General features: G+C 58.6%; 19 protein-coding genes and 1 tRNA gene. 6 read left to right on the top strand and 14 right to left on the bottom strand.

Translation table 11 applies throughout. The features are described from left to right. The 5 genes from MHM97_RS12380 to MHM97_RS12360 form a co-directional block, all read right to left on the bottom strand. On the bottom strand, positions 1–1210 hold a 1210-nt coding region (locus tag MHM97_RS12380; RefSeq protein WP_239322660.1), incomplete at its 3' end, for a terminase large subunit. Beyond that, complete coding sequence (locus tag MHM97_RS12375) at positions 1207–1653, bottom strand: P27 family phage terminase small subunit (protein ID WP_239322659.1); 447 nt, start codon at positions 1651–1653, stop codon at positions 1207–1209. The genes MHM97_RS12375 and MHM97_RS12380, both read right to left, overlap by 4 nt. Before the next feature lie 175 nt (positions 1654–1828). Continuing rightward, on the bottom strand, positions 1829–2191 hold the full coding sequence (locus MHM97_RS12370) for an HNH endonuclease signature motif containing protein (RefSeq protein ID WP_239322658.1): 363 nt from the start codon (positions 2189–2191) through the stop codon (positions 1829–1831). Between the two features lie 455 nt (positions 2192–2646). Then, complete coding sequence (locus MHM97_RS22880; RefSeq protein WP_239322657.1) at positions 2647–5286, bottom strand: HD domain-containing protein; 2640 nt, start codon at positions 5284–5286, stop codon at positions 2647–2649. Positions 5287–5698: 412 nt separating this feature from the next. Then, a complete protein-coding gene (locus MHM97_RS12360; protein ID WP_239322656.1) occupies positions 5699–6151 on the bottom strand; it encodes a hypothetical protein in 453 nt (150 codons plus the stop codon). Between the two features lie 525 nt (positions 6152–6676). On the opposite strand from MHM97_RS12360, the gene MHM97_RS12355 reads away from it, so the two are divergent. Next, positions 6677–7489 carry a hypothetical protein gene (locus MHM97_RS12355; RefSeq protein ID WP_239322655.1) on the top strand — a complete coding sequence of 271 codons (813 nt, stop codon included), beginning with the start codon at positions 6677–6679 and terminating at the stop codon, positions 7487–7489. Positions 7490–7788: 299 nt separating this feature from the next. Here MHM97_RS12355 and MHM97_RS12350 read toward each other — a convergent pair whose 3' ends face one another. From MHM97_RS12350 to MHM97_RS12330, 5 genes are all read right to left on the bottom strand, one after another. Beyond that, positions 7789–8523 carry a hypothetical protein gene (locus MHM97_RS12350; protein WP_239322654.1) on the bottom strand — a complete coding sequence of 245 codons (735 nt, stop codon included), beginning with the start codon at positions 8521–8523 and terminating at the stop codon, positions 7789–7791. Beyond that, positions 8520–9104 (bottom strand): hypothetical protein, encoded by a 585-nt coding sequence (locus tag MHM97_RS12345; RefSeq protein WP_239322653.1) that lies wholly within the window; start codon positions 9102–9104, stop codon positions 8520–8522. Before MHM97_RS12345 ends, MHM97_RS12350 begins: the two co-directional genes overlap by 4 nt. Positions 9105–9275: 171 nt before the next feature. After that, complete coding sequence (locus MHM97_RS12340) at positions 9276–9923, bottom strand: hypothetical protein (protein WP_239322652.1); 648 nt, start codon at positions 9921–9923, stop codon at positions 9276–9278. Next, a complete protein-coding gene (locus MHM97_RS12335) occupies positions 9923–10189 on the bottom strand; it encodes a hypothetical protein (protein ID WP_239322651.1) in 267 nt (88 codons plus the stop codon). Before MHM97_RS12335 ends, MHM97_RS12340 begins: the two co-directional genes overlap by 1 nt. Continuing rightward, positions 10186–10509 (bottom strand): hypothetical protein, encoded by a 324-nt coding sequence (locus MHM97_RS12330; protein ID WP_239322650.1) that lies wholly within the window; start codon positions 10507–10509, stop codon positions 10186–10188. Before MHM97_RS12330 ends, MHM97_RS12335 begins: the two co-directional genes overlap by 4 nt. 304 nt (positions 10510–10813) lie before the next feature. Here MHM97_RS12330 and MHM97_RS12325 point away from each other — a divergent pair, with 304 nt between their 5' ends. From MHM97_RS12325 to MHM97_RS12305, 5 genes are all read left to right on the top strand, one after another. Then, entirely contained in the window at positions 10814–11077 is a 264-nt protein-coding gene (locus tag MHM97_RS12325) for a helix-turn-helix domain-containing protein (protein WP_065332141.1), read from the top strand. A 311-nt stretch (positions 11078–11388) separates the two neighbouring features. After that, complete coding sequence (locus MHM97_RS12320) at positions 11389–11670, top strand: hypothetical protein (protein WP_239322649.1); 282 nt, start codon at positions 11389–11391, stop codon at positions 11668–11670. 116 nt (positions 11671–11786) lie between these two features. Next, positions 11787–12194, top strand: a complete 408-nt coding sequence (locus MHM97_RS12315) for a hypothetical protein (RefSeq protein ID WP_239322648.1) — start codon at positions 11787–11789, stop codon at positions 12192–12194. A 307-nt stretch (positions 12195–12501) separates the two neighbouring features. Continuing rightward, a complete protein-coding gene (locus tag MHM97_RS12310) occupies positions 12502–12693 on the top strand; it encodes a hypothetical protein (protein ID WP_239322647.1) in 192 nt (63 codons plus the stop codon). Next, positions 12683–13729: a tyrosine-type recombinase/integrase gene (locus MHM97_RS12305; RefSeq protein WP_239322646.1), complete on the top strand. Its 1047-nt coding sequence runs from the start codon at positions 12683–12685 to the stop codon at positions 13727–13729. Before MHM97_RS12310 ends, MHM97_RS12305 begins: the two co-directional genes overlap by 11 nt. Before the next feature lie 56 nt (positions 13730–13785). Here MHM97_RS12305 and MHM97_RS12300 read toward each other — a convergent pair. The 4 genes from MHM97_RS12300 to MHM97_RS12285 all read right to left on the bottom strand — a co-directional run bounded on the left by MHM97_RS12300 (position 13786) and on the right by MHM97_RS12285 (position 18481). Beyond that, a tRNA-Trp gene (locus tag MHM97_RS12300) sits at positions 13786–13861 on the bottom strand. Positions 13862–14112: 251 nt separating this feature from the next. Then, positions 14113–15288 (bottom strand): elongation factor Tu, encoded by a 1176-nt coding sequence (gene tuf, locus MHM97_RS12295; RefSeq protein ID WP_239322645.1) that lies wholly within the window; start codon positions 15286–15288, stop codon positions 14113–14115. Between the two features lie 113 nt (positions 15289–15401). Continuing rightward, entirely contained in the window at positions 15402–15998 is a 597-nt protein-coding gene (locus tag MHM97_RS12290) for a hypothetical protein (RefSeq protein WP_239322644.1), read from the bottom strand. Positions 15999–16132: 134 nt separating this feature from the next. Next, a complete protein-coding gene (locus MHM97_RS12285; RefSeq protein ID WP_239322643.1) occupies positions 16133–18481 on the bottom strand; it encodes a DNA topoisomerase IV subunit A in 2349 nt (782 codons plus the stop codon). Between the last annotated feature and the right edge of the window lie 18 nt (positions 18482–18499).

Below are 18499 nucleotides of genomic sequence, written 5' to 3'. Positions count from 1 at the left end.
GGCGCTCGGCGTCCTTGGTGGCATCGAGCACCCATGTGAGGGTCAGCGCCGAGAAGTCGCGCACCTGGCTCAGGTCCAGCCCGCCAAAACAGGGATAGCCCTGCGCGGTCAGCTCTTCGGGATCCACATCCCCGTGACAGGCCACCCAGGCCTCGCGCCGGATCGCCGCCGTCACCGATTGCGTCCACTGGCAAAAATGCAGCCGCGCAATACCGTTGCGCTTGCCCGGCATCATCTTCGCCTGGTTCACCACTTTGGTGAGATATTCCTCATCGATGGTGACCCCCAAGAGCGGGTTCACCTTCACCCAGCAGCTGGGATCATTCTCCCAGTCGTCGCCCTCATCCAGCGAACAGATGAAGGCGAAGGTGCTGTCATCGTCTACTGCGCCGGTGACGACATTGACGCCATGCTGGTGCTCTTCCCAGCAGATCGACTTTTTATCGGTGCCGGAGTTGGTCGCCATGCACAGGAGCGGCTGTTTGCGGAACTTAAAGCCCCGCTCCAGCATATCGATCACATCCCGGTTGGGATGCTCATGCACCTCATCGGTGAGCGCGCAATGTGGACGCGGGCCGGACTGGGCTTTCTCGGCCGAGAGCGGTTTGAACTTGCGCTTGTCGCCCCCGCGCCCCCGGTAGGTCATTTGCCAGACGGGGTTTTCCCCCTGCTGCTGCACTTTCCGCTTCAGCACCGGCGACTGATCCACCATCGCCACCGCATCCTGGAACAGGATCCCGGCCTGGTCCTTCTTTGCCGCCGCCGCATAGATCTCGGCCCGGGGCTCGCCATCGGCCACCATCATATAAAGCCCAATGCCGCCCAGCATCGGCGATTTGCCGTTGCCCTTGCCTTCCTCATCGTAAAACCGCGTGAACCGCCGGAGCCATGCGCCGTGCTGGGCGCTGTACTGTTTCCAGCCAAAGAGCGAGCCGATCCGGAACGCCTGGCTTGGGTGCAGCTCAAAGGGCCGGCCCTCGAACTGCCCGCCATTGAGCCGCAGCACCTGCGGAAAGAACCGGATCGCACGCAGCGCCGCCGCCAGATCCCATTTGAGCCCGCGTTTGGGCCCCTCCACCAGATCGCGCAGATGCCGATCCGCCGCCGCCCGCACATAGGGCCCGGCCACAACCTCGCCGGCCTGCACCGCTTGCGCCCAGGCTGTCACCGGATCCTCGCTGGCCGAGACCCGGTCATTGGATACGCTCACGTCAGATAGCTCTCGGGCCCATCGGGGTCGGCAAAATTGAACCCCATCTGCCCTGCCCCCGACAGACCCCGCTCCGCCGCCGGCGTCATGCCAAAGTCATTGGCCAGGCCGCGGATCTGGCGGAAGGTCTCATTGAGCTGTGCCACCTCGGGCCGCGCCTTGATCTGCATCCCGTTGCGCGTCTCGCTCTCATAGGTCTCGCCGGTCTCCTCGAGCTCGAGCTCCAGACGTTCAAACCGCAGCACCGCTTTGCAGAGCTGTTTGAACATCATCACATTGCTGGGCTTCAACCGATCCACGGTCGGGTGACACAGCGGCAGCGCCAGCCGGTCAAAGGTCCAGCGCAGCTCACCGGTCAGCCCCTCGGGCCGGATCTCCTCCAGGCGCAGCCGCGCCCGCTCTTCCAGATTGTGAAGCGGCGCGCCCTCTTCCGCGAGAGCCACAACTTTTTCCTCTGCCGGTCTGCGCCCTCGCATATCCCGATCAACTCCTTGTTCATGTGGCTTTTTCTATTCAATTTCCACTTTGCGCAGAAAAAGGCTCCCCCTCCGGTTGCCACCGCATCCGGAATTCCTTCGAACCCTCCCCCCGGGGTAGATCGGCAGCCGCCTCGCTATGTCAGCGGTTGGCGGGGTGCTGTGGATCCACCGGCCAGCCATCCGCGCCGCGCTCTTCCGAGTACCCGCGCGCTTCCAGCCGTTGTTTGTTCTGATCATGATCATCCGGGCACAGCGTCTGCAGATTGCCCGGATCCAGAAACAGCGCCGGATCACCCCGATGCGGAATCACATGATCCACCACCAGGCGGCAGCGCTTTGGGTTCCCCTGTCGAGATCCGGACGCCGTCAGCGTGCCATCATTGACGATCCCCCGCCGCTGACACGCCCGGCACAGCGGCTCCCGCGCCAGATGCTGAGGCCGCAAGCGACGCCGCCATGCCGACAGGTTGTACAAATGGTGATACTCGCTCCGCGCTGTCATCGCATACCCCCGGAACGCAAAAACGCCCGACGGTTTCCCGTGGGCGCAGTTGGTGATGATGCATATTTACTGGCATGCCGGTGACGGAACCGTCAAGGGGGGATGTGGGGGGACGGAAATGCGCAGATAGTGACCTTCGCAAAGTTGGCGTTCGGCAGCCACCATGTAGATTGGGTCGGCCCGAACCGGCCGTTGAACGTCTTTGCCAGTTGCAGCAGTGCGGCCCGTCAAAGCTGCCGTTGCAACAAATCGCAGCATCTTCGTGCTTCTGTCGGATTGTTCGCAATGGAGTTAAACAATCGATCAGCGCACCACAGAACCGCTATCGCTTAATGGCAATAACGGCGTCTGAGGTCCTGGTTGTTTGTTGCGGAGTGGCACGCCGAAAGGCTACACGCAGACGCGCTCCTTCCGATTTTTTTCCCACAAAACGCTACAAGACGAACAGGAGATCATTATCCCCTTTGGCCCCGAGGGATGAAGAACTGGTCAACATCTTCTACGATCATGTTGCGCTTAAAATATTGGCCATCAACAAACCCTGTTGTGTTATCGTCACAATGCCACACTGGAGCGGGCGCTACATAGACCGAGTGTCCATCTTCGACCATGCCCATCTTTTCCGCCACTTCCTCTGCGATACTGAACTCTTCGCAGATAATTTTTACGGCTATCCTCCGTAGATTTACACCTTTCCTACCGTCACGCCATGGGCGAGCCCAGATTGGCATAAAGACAATGCTGCGAAGGCCGCATCCGACTGAAATACAGGTGTCCGTCCTGGTAGACAGTTTCTCCTTTGGGCGATCGACTGAAACGGCAGCGTCTTGGGCAACCCAAATCTCATCCCTCTCCTTCAGAAATGCTCGCAGTTCATCACGATCAAAATAGGTGCCTCCTACCTCACAAAACTTCAGTTCGCCGATATCCCCTCCAAGAGAGGCAATTTGCTCTGCGATGTTTTGCTGATCCTCGGTATCTGAGACTATTGGTTTCAACAAACGAGCTTGCTCGGTCGCCCATCGTTGTATTGCTTCCGGCGATGCCAACGGTGTCGCGAAATCTCTAGCCGCTCTGAGTGGCTTGCCTAGCAGCATCCCGCGGAAGCTTCCTGCGCAGATCTTTGCACCTTGCGCTACGACCGCACCGCATACGCGGTTGTCCTCGGAGACAAACCTCCCAGCAAGCCTGTCTGGATAGAGAACGGCCCTTCCTACGGTCTCCCCGGTTTCTTCGGTAATCAAGGAAACAGCAGTTTCAAATTGAGCGCCTGTTTCTCCTGGATATGTACGGCCTTCGATCCGTTGAAGAAAGGACGAGGCTGGCTCGCTGTCCCAGTTTCGACCATCGATCCAGGTGAGCTGATCGCCATTTCTTACTTTTACCGGCACGCTCGACGCAGGAAAGTGCTTTGCGATGGTCTCTGCCAACTCTCCAACTTCGCCGTCGGTGTACGCCCAAAACCGGTTCCGGTTCTTGGAGCGCCAGTAGCCTTCTTCGAGCTTGGAGATGTCGAGGTGAATGAACAACTCTGTGCCACCAGAGGTCATCCTGTCCATGTATTCTGCTCCACAGAGAAGGGGCCTAGTGTTCAGACCTTCAGGGAAAGACAGGACGGTTGTTTGATCAGGGCTTGCATCAAACCGGCGGGATTTGATTTCGACCTTGCTCCCAAGCATGAAGACTGAAAAGAAACCAATTCCATATCGGCCTGACACATGGGACTTAAGTGGAAAGCTATCGTTGTATTCCCCAATCGCTGTGTCTGCGAGCCAGCCACTCGTTCCAAACGACAATAGGTTTCCGACAATGGAACTTTCGGACATGCCCACGCCATTGTCGCGTATTTTGAGGATGGTCGAATCGCCGGAGCGCACCACGTCAACTTCGACCAAAGGTTCAGGCGCATCAGGATCAACGATTTGTCGAAGACGGACAGCGTCCATGGCATTTTGAATAGCCTCTCTCAAGGCCGCCATGTTGTCATGGCCATATAATTGGTCGCCCCCCAAGTTTTCGACCAATCTCGGGATGTCCGAAATCGAAAATGCCGTATCCACAGGGTGCCAACCATCTGTCTGAATACAGGTCTTGAGGTTTTCAGGGTCTTCGATGTTCGCAACACGACGAGCCGCAAACCTGGTTCCATCTTGCCGGCACCGTGCGAGCAAATCGTCTGTCTTTCGAAGTTCGCCATCAATCATCTTGAGGGTGTCGTGCAACATCCACCATTCGTTTGCTTCTTCCTTAGGGAATGGCCGGAGTGCAGCAAAAAAGAGTGTGTCACTTCGGTTTTGGGCCTGGGTCAGCTTACTTTGAAAAGTCCAATGCTGTGCGGAATAGTTCGACAAGCGGTTTTGCCGAAGTGCTCGAAGGAAGCTTGGCGCTCGACGCTCATCAATCTGAGAAGCGTCCGCAGTCCGAAGCACACAAGCAAGTTTCAAGAGATCAATTGACCAGATACTTGGGAAGGGAGCCGGTGCGGGAATAACCTTGTTCTGCAGCTGGCTTTCCAGCTTCGAATGGTCCCACCAATGAGAAGCGGCCACTTCCCCAATGAAATCACCAAATTTTTCTCTGGAATCTGCGTCATCTATTAGGAAACGAGGGCCAACGTCGCCATTCCAAGATATTTTGGGTAGCTTCTCTGCTCGAAATGCATGCTGTTCGCGCAGAAACACTTCAATTATCGCCGCTTCATCTGGGCATCCATTGTGGGAGGCCTTCATCCTGCCATAGATGCGCTTCCATTCCCGTGATGCCTTTATCTCTTCCAATCCATTCGGATATGCGGCCATCGTCATTGCAGCATCGTGGAAGAGGAAGCTACAGCCCAAGACAAATCCTTCTACAGGGTTGATGTGAAAATCTTGCCCGACAATTTGGCTGCCTATTTCCCACAGAGCATCAAGGTGTTCGATGTCGTGAACGGTGTATCCAGGAAGATCTACGGCGATCTCTGATACAAGGGTTCCGGCATTTTCCCTAGCCTTATCGAACACGCTAATCAGAGTATCGACGGAAGGTTGGTGGTCTTTGGCCTGCTCACTCTCAAACGCAGCCTTCCAAATGAATGTCTCTTTGAAATTTCCCACGGCAATCCCTTTGCGGCCGGTAATCCTGTCAACTATTTAGATAGCTTGCCACAGCGTAAGAGCGAGTACCAGAGCAGCAGTGATAGGCTATTCCGGGGGGGGAGATTCAACGTCCGCTGCTGTGTCGACACTTGGTGGTTTCGCCATTGCCGCGAACTCCCGCTCCCCGCCCCTCCTGTTCGAGCGCCACCTCATGCAGCATCTAGCGTGGATGTCAGAGAAGCGCAGTTAGCGACATTTGCAAAGTCTCAGGATCTGCCACTTGGGCAACGGTCCCATGCTGCACGAGCATGGAGGGAGCAGACCTTCGCTGCAGACGCAGCCACCAACTACTGTCGAACGGAAGGCAAGCGGACAAAGCCGAACTTGAGCTAGGCACTTTCAATGTCAGCTTGTTGTATTCTGAAAACTCTCATTGAAGGCCCTCAATGACTTGCCAAAACTCGGCCCAAGCCGCTCTTTGGTCAGGTGTCATGCCGTCCTCATCGTCATTGGCTAACTGCTCTGGAGTAGCCCACGTGACGCTGATAGGTCGCGCAGCATTGCACAATTTCTCTGCTTGTTCCTTCGCTATCTTACCGCCGAGGACTTCGATCAAACTTTCTTCGCCCTCAGATATTTGTAGCATAGCGTCTATGTGAGTCCGTAGACCAGCACGCTTAGCATCCTCCGGAAATGCTGCTATGAGCTTCTCAAAGGCAGCCAAATCCTGATCGCGTGATCCGCCGCAGGCCCATTTGATGGCGATTGGCTGCAAGACGAAATCGAATCCAAAAAAGATATTCGGGGCCAGATTGGTCTGAGCTGATGCAGCCGAAACCATCAAACCAGAGAAGAGCATTACCTGCTTTGTGGTTCTGAACATTCTACACTCGATCAAGAAAGCGCCATTAAGGTCAAGTTGCTGCAGTTGAACCTCATTCGCAACCCCCGCGGGAAAATTGAGTTCCCCAGACCGGACGTTTGTCGAAAGCGCGGCATTGGTGGATATGGGCTCACTGCCGACTTGCGGCAGCGCGGCAGCGGGTTGGTGGGCTACCGCACCTGGTCTCCGCCGCCAGATGACGTCAGCCAGCCCAACTACGACATTTATGCGAGGCGCAGCGAAATCTCTTCTGCATGTGTGAAGGGTTCCCAAAAGATGCCATTCAGAAAGCGGCGGCTGCTCTTTCGTATGCTGCGGTCAGCACCAGGGGCGGTGAAGCGCAGATAGCGCCCTTCACAAAGTCAGCCACTCAGCAGGTTTTGTTGGCGCCCTTGGGGGCTATGATCATCTAGAAGTCCTCCTTTGTAGCAATGCCCCGGATGAGCTGTCGGTGGAAGTTTCGGTCGTTCACAATGCTCGTCTTCCACTGTACTCTCGCCCAAACTTTAGGATGAGGATGTTAGGATGTGGGGTTGGATTAAAATCAACTGGGAACGAAGCTTTTTGTTTTTGATCGCACTCGTGTTTCTGGCATTCAGCATCCGGTTTTTGATCATGAATGACGTAGCTGGAGCCACTGCAACCTTTGTCATGGCCTTTCTTTGTTTGGTTTATGGTAACGTCTCTCGCTTCAAGCGGTTCAAGGGATTGGGATTTGAAGCCGAGCTCTGGGAAGACAAACAGAAAGAAGCCGCTGATCTCATTGATCGCTTGAAAAACATTGTGCAAGTTTACACTCGTGAAATTGTGATGATGAAAGTAATGACCGGGAGGTTTGGGGGAGGCTCAGAATGGCCTGATCGCTGGGCCCTGTATGAAGAACTTGTCGGCCAGCACGACACGCTTGGTCAGAAGATTGACTTTCTTCCGCTAAAGGAAAAGGTCTATAGGGTGATGGTGTTTGATGCTGTATCTTTCCTGTCTGAAAGGATTCAGAGAACTCTCACGCCTGCGTATTCGAAAGCGCAAGACGCCATCACTGCAGAATTTGGCAACCCTGCAACGGATCAGGAGGGCCATAAAAAGCGCCGCGAGGAGCTTAAAGCGCTACATTTTGAAATGCGTGATCTATTCAAGGTTTCTGAAACGGAAAATGTTGCACACTATGTTCTAAGCAATGTAGAAAAAACTGCGAAGGGGCTGCGGGAAAATTTTGAAGTTGAAGTCGAATTGCCCGCCGACGCAATGAAAAATCTAAGGAAAATCGATGCGTTGTTTAGGGTTGGAGACTTCCACGCTGAACCAGAGCTAATGCAATGGGCAGATCGAGAAGGCTAAGCTCGCCACCGCCGATATGCTTCGTTCAGACAAATTTCCACCTCTTTCCCATCATAGGTGCGCTTGTATCGAGTGGCCGCTTTTCCTACTGCTCGTGCAACCTGGGGCCGCCGCTCCACAGGTCAAAATCACGACTTTGCAAAGCTCGCGTTCTGCGCTTTGCTGGCATCTGAGCTGAGCGCGGCATCGCCCTGGTCATCGGAGCCTTTCGAAGGTCGGCTCTCAGGAGATCGTTCGCGCTTGCAGCAAAGATATCGCTGCACCTTGCATGAGTGTCGTATTTGGGCTGATTTCAGCCCTCACCAAACCATCCGCTCCAACACCTCAGCCAAAGCCTGCCGCAACGCTCCTGAGGTCTGCCCCCGCACACTCCACCCATTTGCCCGCAATACCGCGCTGATCGGCTTGTCCTCCAGACACACCATATCCACCAGCCGCCGATCCGTGATGTTCACGCGTGAGCCACGCTTGGACGGGCGGATCTTGCGCACGGCCATGGCAGTGCCAGTGCCGATGCGCCTTTGGATCCACTCGATCTCTTCGCGATCCCGCAGCACTGCATCGATGAAGCTGCCACTGCCACCACCACCGCCACTGCGGATGGCTTCGACAGACGAACACCGGACACCGGCAGAGGCGTGGCGTTCGACCAGATCCCGATAATACCGCCCTGCGGCCACCTGCGCGCGGGTAAATGGCGCGGGCTTGCCGTTGCTGGCCGCTTTGGCCGTCATCACGTCGAACACATCCGCCCGCTGCATGGCTGACCGGCCACGGTAGCCCGAGGGGCAGGCTTTCCAGTCGTTTTCACCTTCAGGAAACAGGCTCATCGGTTGGAACACGCGGATCGCTCCCCGGGCCGGCGCCTCGGGGATGGCATCGCCGCAGACCTCCGGCACATAGCCCTGCTCTTTCACCGCCTGGATTCGGTCCTCCTCCGCCTGCAATCGCCGTTGGCGCGCCGCCATAAACTTTGCCACCGGGGTCAGATCCGCCACGCCATCGGGGGCCACGATCACAACATGCTCACTCATGCTGCTGCACCCCGCTGCGCCTGGTCTGCGATCTCGCGACATTTCTGCAGTGCTTCAGACCTGCGGGCGCGAAAGCTCTCATCCTCGGTCGACAGGTGATCCCCGCGCCCTGCCCGCATTTCGATGTCCGCGATCCGCCGCACCGCCTCATCCGCCTCATTGCGGATCTGGGTGATGGTGTAGCGACCCGGCCATTCCCGCGCGCCCCTCAGATAGCGCAGCAGCTCGGGCGCCCAGCCGCCGGCCATCGCCTCCTGCCCCAGCGGATGGCCGAATACCTTGAGCATCAGCGGCGATGGCCCGCTCTCCGGCGGTTGGATCTCGCGCGCCTTGTTCAGGATCTTGAGCCCAATCGGGAACCGATCCTTGTCCTTGCCACCGGGGTGCGCCTCAACCCAATCCCGCAGCACTGCGATGCTGGCGGGCGACATATACGCCAGCTTCTGGCGCAGCTCGCCCAGCATCACCGCAAACTGCGCCTTGGTCAGCGTCGAGGGCCGCGCCAGCCCCAGCGCCTCCAGCGGTGTGATCAACACCTCCTGCACCCGCGCCTCACCGGCGGCCTGTTCCTTTGCATCCATTTCTGCACCTCATTTCTCAGCAAATCCGAGTTATCCACAGCCGCCGACTTCAATGTGTCCGGCAACTGTCCTTCTGTTTTGTTATGTCTCTGTCTCTATCCCTGTCGTGCAGGACAGTCTGAGACTGTCCGAGACTGTCTTGAACTGTCCGCCGGACAGTCTTGGACAGTGTCAGGACAATGTTCGGTGAGTTCCGGAGCGCGCTTGGCCGAGGTCAAACATATGTGTCGACCAGGACTGCATCGCGCGTTCGATCCAGGTGGCGTTGCGGTATTCGCAGCCCTCCTGGACAAGCCATTCATCCATCCAGCGGATGGCGGCGTCATTCTTCGCGAGCTCGGCGTGATAGCCCGCCACGGTCGAGCGCAAGCGCTGCAAGCGCTTGGCCGCATTGGCCGCCTCGTGCTTGGCGCGATTGTCCTCTTTCCGCGACAGCGCCTCGGTCAGCGTGCGCAGCACCATCGGGTGCATCAGACGCACCTCGCCGCCCTCGCAGATACAGGGTGTCCATTTGTGCAGTGGGCCATAGTCCAGCTTGCACAGCGCACGAAAATGCCCGGGATCCACCAGCAGCAGCTTGGCCAGCGTCTCCAGATCCTGCGGCACCGTGCCGACCGGCGTCTGATCGTATGAGATATTGATCAGATCAAAGTAGAGCGCCCGACATTCCGGCGTGCCCTTGAGGCGCATATCCGAGTTGAGCCAGCGCCGCCGTTCCCAGGCCATGAAGTAATGGCTGTCGAGCCGATCCTCAGACCCCAGCGGATACTCCGGCAGATCATCGGTCGGGACCGGCTGCAAACCTGCTGCATTCAACATCAGGCCGCCTCCCCAAACAGAGCGGACAGCTCACCATCCAGCGCCTCGATCATCCGCGGGCCGCACTCTGCCGCGGGTCTCTGCGCCATTTTGCGATAGGCCCCGGCCCAGCCGCGATGGCGGCAGATCTGGGTGCAGGTGCGCATCGAAGCGCCGGTAAACTCCGCCATATCCCGCAGGGTGCATTCGCCGGCACTGTCCTGGATCAGCCACCAGATCTGATAGGCGATCCGCTCGATCCGGGGTGAGGAATTCTGCGCCATCATGCGGCCCTCGCCAATTGATCCTGAAAGAACGCCGCCGCGCCGGGATCGGTCAGGATCATCAGCAAGGCGGTATGGCTGGCGGGTGCTGTCATCGCGCCCCACCAGTTGAGCGCGGTCTGAAACGAGACATCGCAAAACAGCGCCACCTCGCGCGGGCTGTGAAACCGCGCGTGGAAATAGGCCGACCAAAGGTCAGGCGCGCTGACCTTCAGCGCATGAGGGTCCAACTGATTTGACCAAGACGCTTGGTCAGCTGACGTGCCAGGCTGGTCGCATGGCACATCATTGTTCACGATCAGGGTTAGACGCGGGCGGCTCATGCGGCTGCGTCCTTCTGCGAGGAAGGTCGCACCATCGCGAACCATGCGGTTTCGCATTTCACGCCCCGAGCCTCGCACAAGATCTTGATGCTCAGATACCAGGACGCCGGAAAGGCCCCCCGCGCTATCGCATTGCTCACGGCTGTAGGCCCAACGCTGACAGTATCTGCGATCTCTTTTCTGCCGATCATGTCGGCTATCTGGGAAACGTTCATCATAAGCGCAATATCCACGTTTTGTGGATTCACTCAAGTCCACATTTTGTGGTTTGCCCAAAATTCACAAAATGTGATCCAAAGAGCCTATGAACATAGCCAACAAATCCTACCCTGAGATCGCTGATCGCCTAGTCGCCATTCGCAAAGCGTTCGCTCCCGACGCGAACCAGAAGGAATGGGCTGCCAAGCACGGCTTCAACGCGACTCAAGTGAACAACTGGGAGAAAGGTCTCCGGCGAATCCCCGTAGAAAGCGCCGAGAGACTCTGTGAAACCTACGGTGTAACGTTGGATTTCATATACCGGGGCAGAAGGGATGGCCTCTCCGAGACTGCCTCAAAAGCCCTCTGATCGCTCCGGCCGATGTGCTTCACCACGTGATCCAGAGGCACGTCCAACTCGTCTGCAATCTCGATCATCCTGTCTAACCTCTTATCCACTACCTTCATACGCTCTTTTGCCTGTTGCGTGTTCCGTTTTTGTTCCATGAATAGAACTTCGTCCTAACACAGGTCAATCGATCTTCTGAGGTGTCGGGAACCCTCGCTTTGCAGAGCATTGAATCACTTGATGAAACCCGAAAATCCACAAATTGTGTTTTTAGTATTGCAATATCCACTTTTTGTGAATTATCGTTCGATCATCAACCGATGGAGGATTGAATGCAAGACAGACTGGAAACCGTGCTGCGGGACGCGCAGCAGATCGCAGGCTCACCCGAGGAACACCTCGACAGCCCGCACCTGTTCACAACAGCCTGGGCAACACTGAAGGCCGCACGCGGCCAGGGCTTTGACCCAGCACGCTTGCGCGCTGCGCATCTGATCGAGCGCCCGGCGCCGACGCCGGAACCGACCGAGCAGGTTCTCGACCGCGTCGGCCAGAAGGTCCGCCGTGTTATGGCAGATCGCCAGATCACCCCGCACGGCCCCCATGCGGCGTAAGGCAAGGCGCACCCGCAATGACAAACCCTATCTCTCACGCTTCCGCATCCATGGCGGACGCATCCCGAGGGCCCCGCCCCTCTGAGACCAATGAACACACGCGGCGCGTTCGAGGATTGCGCGCCGCCGACTGTCCCGAGGTTTCGCACCGCTCCTGCGGTGCGGATCTGGCGCGGGCGGATCAATCCTCCAAGTTGCCCACCGCCCGCGCATCATCTACCGAGATCAACACCCTCGCGCTCTATGCCGCGACGGAGATACTCAAGGCGACGCCGATGCATCAAAGGTCCGAACAGCTCTCAGACCTCGGCGGGCGCATCACTGCGCCCATGACAGATGCATGGACCCACGATGAGGCGCTCTGGCTGGTCGAGCTGATGGGCATTCAATGCACCGGCACGTCCCGCCAAAGCGCCCTGAGCAACTGGATCAAGACCGCCTCTGCGCGCGTGCCCCGCCGGGCCAGCGATGGCCGCCCGGATTGTCCCTACAACGGGCAATTGCCTGCGCCAGCACCGCGCTGACCACCACTCACACACACGCGCCGCACCCCAAAACGATGGATGTAGCAATGCCGCCTCTTCCGAAGCCGCTGCCCTGTACAGTGGCCGCCACTACACAGACACCGCCTCAGCCGAAGCGCAGAAACCAGCCATTTGGCCTAAAGGCCATGTGGCTTCATTTCGCGCAAGACGCGGAGCTGCGCCGACTAGCAAAGCTCCACGTGCGGATCGAACTAAAGAAAGCGAATCTGTCTGACCTCATCAGTGAGCGCCAAACAATCATGAACCGTTGCATTCGGAGAATGCGCAGATCTGAAGGGAAAAACTGATGGCCAGAAAACAGCAGTTCACCGCCGCACAAATTCAGCGCTTCATCAACGCAGCACGCACCAACGACCCCAGAGCAGTTGTGGAGATCGTGACCGATGCAGGAACTGTGCGTTTCCTGCCGGAAAATGAGCAAGCTGCGATCCCGGCCTCCCCCTTCGACGAATGGAAGACAAAACAACATGCGAGTTAAGCTAAAGGGCATCAACAAGGTTACGTCCAGATTGGCCAGCGGCGCGAAGGTCACTTACTACTACGCGTGGAAGGGCGGACCGCGCCTTCCCGGGAAGCCGGGCGATCCCGAGTTCATGGCAGCATACAACGACGCTGTTCAGCAGAAGGTGACGCACAACAAAGATAACCTTCAAGCCATACTCAATCAGTATCAAGACACACCAAAGTGGGCAGGCCTCGCGGAACGAACACGCCGTGACTACGTGGGACATATTCGGAGGATTGAGGAACGGTTTGGGGACTTTCCCATAAAGGCCCTCACCGACCGCAGAGCTCGAGCGGAGTTTTTGTCTTGGCGCGATGAGATGGCGCTCAAATCGCGACGTCAGGCCGACTATGTCTTCGCCACCTTTGCCTCGATTCTCGCTTGGGCGTATGATCGCGGCTTGACCGATGCCAACCCGTGCGAAAGGCCGGGGAAACTGTATCGCGCGAAACGCTCCGAAAGCATATGGACGCACGCCGATGAGGCGGCCTTCCTCAAAATAGCGCCGCAGAGGCTCTGCCTTGCGTATCTGATGGCCGTGTGGACCGGACAGAGGCAAGGTGACCTTCTACGGCTCACCTGGAGCGCCTACGATGGCACACACATTCGCCTGCGACAGAGCAAGACCCAGCGCCGGGTGGTTATTCCCATCGCAACGCCCCTGCGGGCGGCACTGGATGCCTTGGAAAAGAGCGAGACTGCCGAAACCATTCTGACGACCATTCACGGCACGTCTTGGACCAGCCAAGGCTTTAGCGCCTCATGGCGCAAAGCTGTCGCTAAAGCAAAGATCGTCGGGCTTACGTTCCACGACTTGCGCGGCACGGCTGTGACACGCCTCGCCATCGCTGGCTGCTCTGAAGCTGAGATTGCGACCATCACCGGGCACAGCATGAAGGACGTCGGCGCCATCCTGGACGAACACTATCTAAGCCGGGATTCGGAGCTTGCTGAATCGGCTATCAAAAAGCTGGAAATGTTCGGAAACAGCGGCAAAGTTCCCAAATGAACTCCCAAACGCAGGTGCTGCGCTCTCGGTCACTCGGCCTATGTCGTTGATTTTACTGGCAGGGGCAGCAGGGTTCGAACCCGCGACCTACGGTTTTGGAGACCGTCGCTCTACCAACTGAGCTATACCCCTGTAGTGCGGCAGTTCCTATGCCAGACGGACAGCCTGTGCAAGAGGGAAGTTGGCGTTCCGTGCAGGGAATTTGCCCTCAGCGCATGACGCAGCTCAGTGCAGCACCGGCGACCGGGCACAACACGTGGCAGGCTTCCTGACACCATAAAAAAGGGCCTCCCGTTGGGAGGCCCTCTCTATTCTCAGATTTTCGCGAGACTTACGCGAGGATCTTCGACACAGTCCGTATGGCGCGTCAATGCGATCCTGGCTTACGCCAGGATCTTGGACACAACGCCAGCGCCGACGGTGCGGCCGCCTTCGCGGATGGCGAAACGCAGACCGTCTTCCATCGCGATCGGCGCTATCAGTTCAACTTCGAACTTCAGGTTGTCGCCCGGCATCACCATCTCGGTGCCTTCCGGCAGGGTCACGGTGCCGGTCACGTCGGTGGTGCGGAAGTAGAACTGCGGACGGTAGTTCGCAAAGAACGGGGTGTGACGGCCACCTTCTTCTTTGGTCAGAATGTAGGCTTCTGCCTCGAATTTGGTGTGCGGGGTCACGGAGCCCGGCTTACACAGAACCTGACCACGCTCAACGCCGTCACGGTCGACACCGCGCAGCAGGGCGCCGATGTTGTCGCCGGCTTCACCGCGGTCCAGCAGCTTGCGGAACATTTCCACACCGGTGCAGGTGGTTTTCTTGGTGTCGTGGATGCCGACGATTTCGATTTCGTCGCCAACGTTGATCACGCCACGCTCCACACGGCCGGTCACAACGGTACCGCGGCCGGAGATCGAGAACACGTCTTCGATCGGCATCAGGAACGGCTGGTCGACAGCGCGCTCGGGGGTCGGGATGTAGTCATCCACGGCCGCCATCAGTTCCTTGATCTTCTCTTCGCCGATTTCCGGGTTGTTGCCTTCCATCGCCGCCAGCGCGGAGCCCGCGATGATCGGGATATCGTCGCCCGGGAAGTCGTAGGAGGACAGCAGTTCGCGGATTTCCATCTCGACGAGCTCCAGCAGCTCTTCGTCGTCGACCTGGTCCACCTTGTTCATGAACACGACCAACGCAGGAACGCCAACCTGACGCGCCAGCAGGATGTGCTCGCGGGTCTGGGGCATCGGGCCGTCGGCTGCGTTCACAACCAGGATGGCGCCGTCCATCTGCGCCGCACCGGTGATCATGTTTTTCACATAGTCAGCGTGGCCGGGGCAGTCGACGTGCGCGTAGTGGCGGGTCTCGGTTTCATATTCCACGTGGGCGGTGGAGATGGTGATACCGCGAGCTTTTTCCTCCGGTGCGCCGTCGATCTGGTCGTAGGCGCGGAAGTCGCCGAAGTATTTGGTGATTGCTGCGGTCAGCGTGGTTTTACCGTGGTCAACGTGGCCAACGGTGCCGATGTTGACGTGCGGTTTATTACGCTCAAACTTTTCCTTTGCCATTCCTTAGGCGCCCCTTTGAAAATTGGGGGGTCCGACCGGACCCGGTTTCCTCTGCGCGCGCGGCTTATTTGGTTTACGCGCAAAAATCAAGCGGTTCGTTCTTGACAAACGCGCTACTCGCTGGCCGGGGTCGCATCCGCCTGCGGCGGTGCCTCTGCGGCCTCCGGGGCATCGGGCGCGAACCAGCCGTTTTCCTGGTGCTGCTCCGCCATCCAGACCTCGATTTCCCTGACCGCGTTGCGCGCCAATCCCAGCATCTGTTCTTCGCGGGTGCGGGCATGTCCCGAGCCCACCAGGAAGCTCTCTCCCGAGGTGGTCTCGAACACGGTGAAGGTCTTCGGCTCGGCGTTCAGCTTCTGGTTCGCGGCGTCATCCCAGACGGTGACCTTCACGGCGAGCACCGATTTCGGGCTCAGCACCAGCGGCACGCCACCGGGCGCGACGAAATAGCCCTCCACGCTCAGGCCGAAGTGATAGAGCTGGTCGCCTTCGTACTGCGAAAAGCGCGCCGCCATCTCATTGGTCAGCAGATCGACCCATTCATCCGGCTCCACCTTGCGGGATCCGGGCACCATCTGCACCTTGGGGGCAACCACGATATTGTGGCCAAGCTTGAAACTGCCAAGATCACGCAACGCGTCATCGGGGCTGGGCGGGGTACAGGCGGCCAGCAGGGCGGTGACGGCCAGAAGCGCAAAGGTGCGGATCATCAACATTCTCTATCTCGCGGTCGGATCAGGGTCGCCAAGTGATAGACCGGGACTTCCCTGCCGGTAAACCCGCACAACGGCGAACCCCCGCGCGGTTGCGCGGGGGCCACATGTTTTCCGGCAAGTTGTTGCCGCTATTTGAACTTGTAGGACTTCGGGAACCCATAGGGCGGCCGCTTGCCAACCCCGGCCCGCTTGCCCAGCCATTGGCTGAGGTCGGTCTCGTGACGGGTCTTGCCGCCGCCCATCTCCCACTGAAGCCCTTCGTCCCAGTTGAACGTGGTGACATCGGCCAGCCCGCCGTCCAGTTCCAGCGCCCCCTGACGCCCGCGTGCCATATTGTATTTCTGCAGCCGCACGCCCTTGCCGCGGGTGAGCTCCGGCATTTCCTCGATCGAGAACACCAGGAATTTGCCATTCTCCGAAACCACCGCAACGTGATCGCCCGAGACCGGGATACAGATCTTGGCGCGCTCGTCGTCCTTGACGTTCAACACCTGTTTGCCGCCTCGGGTCTGCGCCACGATTTCCTTTTCGGCGCAGACAAACCCGTTGCCCGCATCCGACGCCACCAGCAGGCGGCCTTCGGGATTGTGGATGAAGAGATCGACGATTTCGACCTCGTTGGGCAGATCCACCATCAGGCGCAGAGGCTCCCCCATGCCGCGACCGCCGGGCAGATTGGCCGCTGACAGGGTGTAGAACCGCCCGTTGGAGCCGAACACCAGGAGCCGGTCGGTGGTTTCCGCGTGAAAGATGAAACGCGGGCCGTCGCCGTCCTTGAACTTCAGTTCGCGACCTAGGTCGATATGGCCCGTCATCGCGCGAATCCAGCCCATCTGCGAGCACACCACGGTGATCGGCTCGCGGTCGATCATCGCCTCAAGCGGCACATCCTCGACCTCGCCCGCCTCGGCAAACTGGGTGCGCCGCGCGCCTCCCGAATAGTCCTTGCCGAACTGTTTCTTGGTCTCGCGCAGCTGTTCGGTGATCTTCTTCCACTGCAGATCTTCGCTGTCCAGAAGCTCCGCAAGGCTCTTGCGTTCTTCACGCAGAGCATCGCGCTCGCGGGTGAGTTCGATCTCTTCAAGCTTGCGCAAGGAGCGCAGGCGCATGTTGAGGATCGCCTCGGCCTGCACCTCGGAGAGTTCGCCGTCGCCGGCAGCAGGCGTGACATATTCCGCCTCGGTAAAGGCGCGGGGATGTTCGCGATCCCAGTTTTCACGCATCAATGCCGCTTTGGGATCATCGTCATAACGGATGATGTCGATCACCCGGTCGAGGTTCAAAAACGCGATGATGAAACCGTCGAGCACCTCAAGCCGGTGGTCGATCTTCGCCATCCGGTGGCGCGAGCGACGCTGAAGCACATCACGGCGGTGATCGAGGAAGGCGCGCAGCACCTCTTTCATCGAGCAGACCTTGGGCGTGACCCCGTCGATCAACACGTTCATGTTGAGCGAGAACCGCACCTCCAGATCGGAGTTGCGATACATCAGCCCCATCAGGACCTCAGGGTCGACGTTCTTGGATTTCGGTTCCAGAATGATGCGGATGTCTTCGGCGCTCTCGTCGCGTACATCGGCGAGGATCGGCACCTTCTTGGTCTGGATGACCTCGGCAATCTTCTCGATCAGCTTGGACTTCTGCACCTGATAGGGGATCTCGGTGATGACGATCTGCCATTGCCCCCGCCCCAGATCTTCGATCTCGTGGGTGGCGCGCAGACGGAAAGAGCCGCGCCCGGTGCGATAGGCCTGGGCGATGTTTTCCTTGGGCTCCACGATGGTGCCCCCGGTCGGGAAATCCGGACCCGGCACATATTGCAGCAGCGTGTCGTCGCCCGCGTTGGGCGCCTTGATCAGATGGATACAGGCGTCGATCAGCTCGGCGATGTTATGCGGTGGAATATTGGTCGCCATCCCGACGGCAATGCCGCTGGCGCCGTTCGCAAGGATATTCGGAAAGGTCGCCGGCAGAACCGAGGGTTCCTGGAGGCGGCCGTCGTAGTTGTCGCGAAAATCGACCGAGTCTTCGTTCAGCCCCTCCAGCATCGCCTCAGCGATGAAGGTCATGCGCGCCTCGGTGTAGCGCGAGGCCGCCGGATTGTCGCCGTCGATATTGCCAAAGTTGCCCTGACCGTCGACCAGCGGGTAGCGGACCGCAAAATCCTGCGCCAGCCGCGCCATCGCGTCATAGATCGCCGCATCGCCATGGGGGTGGAAATCGCCCATCGTGTCGCCGGAGATCTTGGCGGACTTCAGAAAGCCGCCACTGGAGCTGAGCCGCAGGCGGTTCATCGCATAGAGGATGCGCCGATGCACCGGCTTCAGCCCGTCGCGCGCATCGGGCAGCGCCCGGTGCATGATCGTGCTCAGCGCATAGGTCAGGTAACGTTCGCCGATCGCACGGCGCAACGGTTCCAGAATCTCGCCTTCTTGAGGCATTTCGGGGGGAGTCGGATCATCTACCAGGTCGGTCATGTTCTCGTGATACTGCTC

The sequence above is a fragment of the Epibacterium sp. Ofav1-8 genome, assembly GCF_022348185.1.
GTDB lineage: Bacteria > Pseudomonadota > Alphaproteobacteria > Rhodobacterales > Rhodobacteraceae > Epibacterium.
The sequence above is the reverse complement of the archived record's forward strand: the minus strand, read 5'-3'. Positions and strand labels throughout refer to the sequence as shown.

What these genes read in the sequence shown, in the direction of transcription:
- MHM97_RS12370 (WP_239322658.1), bottom strand. Translation starts at nt 2,191, where the DNA reads ATGACAGCGCGGAGCGAGTATCACCATTTGTACAACCTGTCGGCATGG.
- MHM97_RS12360 (WP_239322656.1), bottom strand. Translation starts at nt 6,151, where the DNA reads ATGTTCAGAACCACAAAGCAGGTAATGCTCTTCTCTGGTTTGATGGTT.
- MHM97_RS12355 (WP_239322655.1), top strand. Translation starts at nt 6,677, where the DNA reads ATGTGGGGTTGGATTAAAATCAACTGGGAACGAAGCTTTTTGTTTTTG.
- MHM97_RS12350 (WP_239322654.1), bottom strand. Translation starts at nt 8,523, where the DNA reads ATGAGTGAGCATGTTGTGATCGTGGCCCCCGATGGCGTGGCGGATCTG.
- MHM97_RS12345 (WP_239322653.1), bottom strand. Translation starts at nt 9,104, where the DNA reads ATGGATGCAAAGGAACAGGCCGCCGGTGAGGCGCGGGTGCAGGAGGTG.
- MHM97_RS12340 (WP_239322652.1), bottom strand. Translation starts at nt 9,923, where the DNA reads ATGTTGAATGCAGCAGGTTTGCAGCCGGTCCCGACCGATGATCTGCCG.
- MHM97_RS12335 (WP_239322651.1), bottom strand. Translation starts at nt 10,189, where the DNA reads ATGATGGCGCAGAATTCCTCACCCCGGATCGAGCGGATCGCCTATCAG.
- MHM97_RS12330 (WP_239322650.1), bottom strand. Translation starts at nt 10,509, where the DNA reads ATGAGCCGCCCGCGTCTAACCCTGATCGTGAACAATGATGTGCCATGC.
- MHM97_RS12325 (WP_065332141.1), top strand. Translation starts at nt 10,814, where the DNA reads ATGAACATAGCCAACAAATCCTACCCTGAGATCGCTGATCGCCTAGTC.
- MHM97_RS12320 (WP_239322649.1), top strand. Translation starts at nt 11,389, where the DNA reads ATGCAAGACAGACTGGAAACCGTGCTGCGGGACGCGCAGCAGATCGCA.
- MHM97_RS12310 (WP_239322647.1), top strand. Translation starts at nt 12,502, where the DNA reads ATGGCCAGAAAACAGCAGTTCACCGCCGCACAAATTCAGCGCTTCATC.
- MHM97_RS12305 (WP_239322646.1), top strand. Translation starts at nt 12,683, where the DNA reads ATGCGAGTTAAGCTAAAGGGCATCAACAAGGTTACGTCCAGATTGGCC.
- tuf (WP_239322645.1), bottom strand. Translation starts at nt 15,288, where the DNA reads ATGGCAAAGGAAAAGTTTGAGCGTAATAAACCGCACGTCAACATCGGC.
- MHM97_RS12290 (WP_239322644.1), bottom strand. Translation starts at nt 15,998, where the DNA reads ATGATCCGCACCTTTGCGCTTCTGGCCGTCACCGCCCTGCTGGCCGCC.
- MHM97_RS12285 (WP_239322643.1), bottom strand. Translation starts at nt 18,481, where the DNA reads ATGACCGACCTGGTAGATGATCCGACTCCCCCCGAAATGCCTCAAGAA.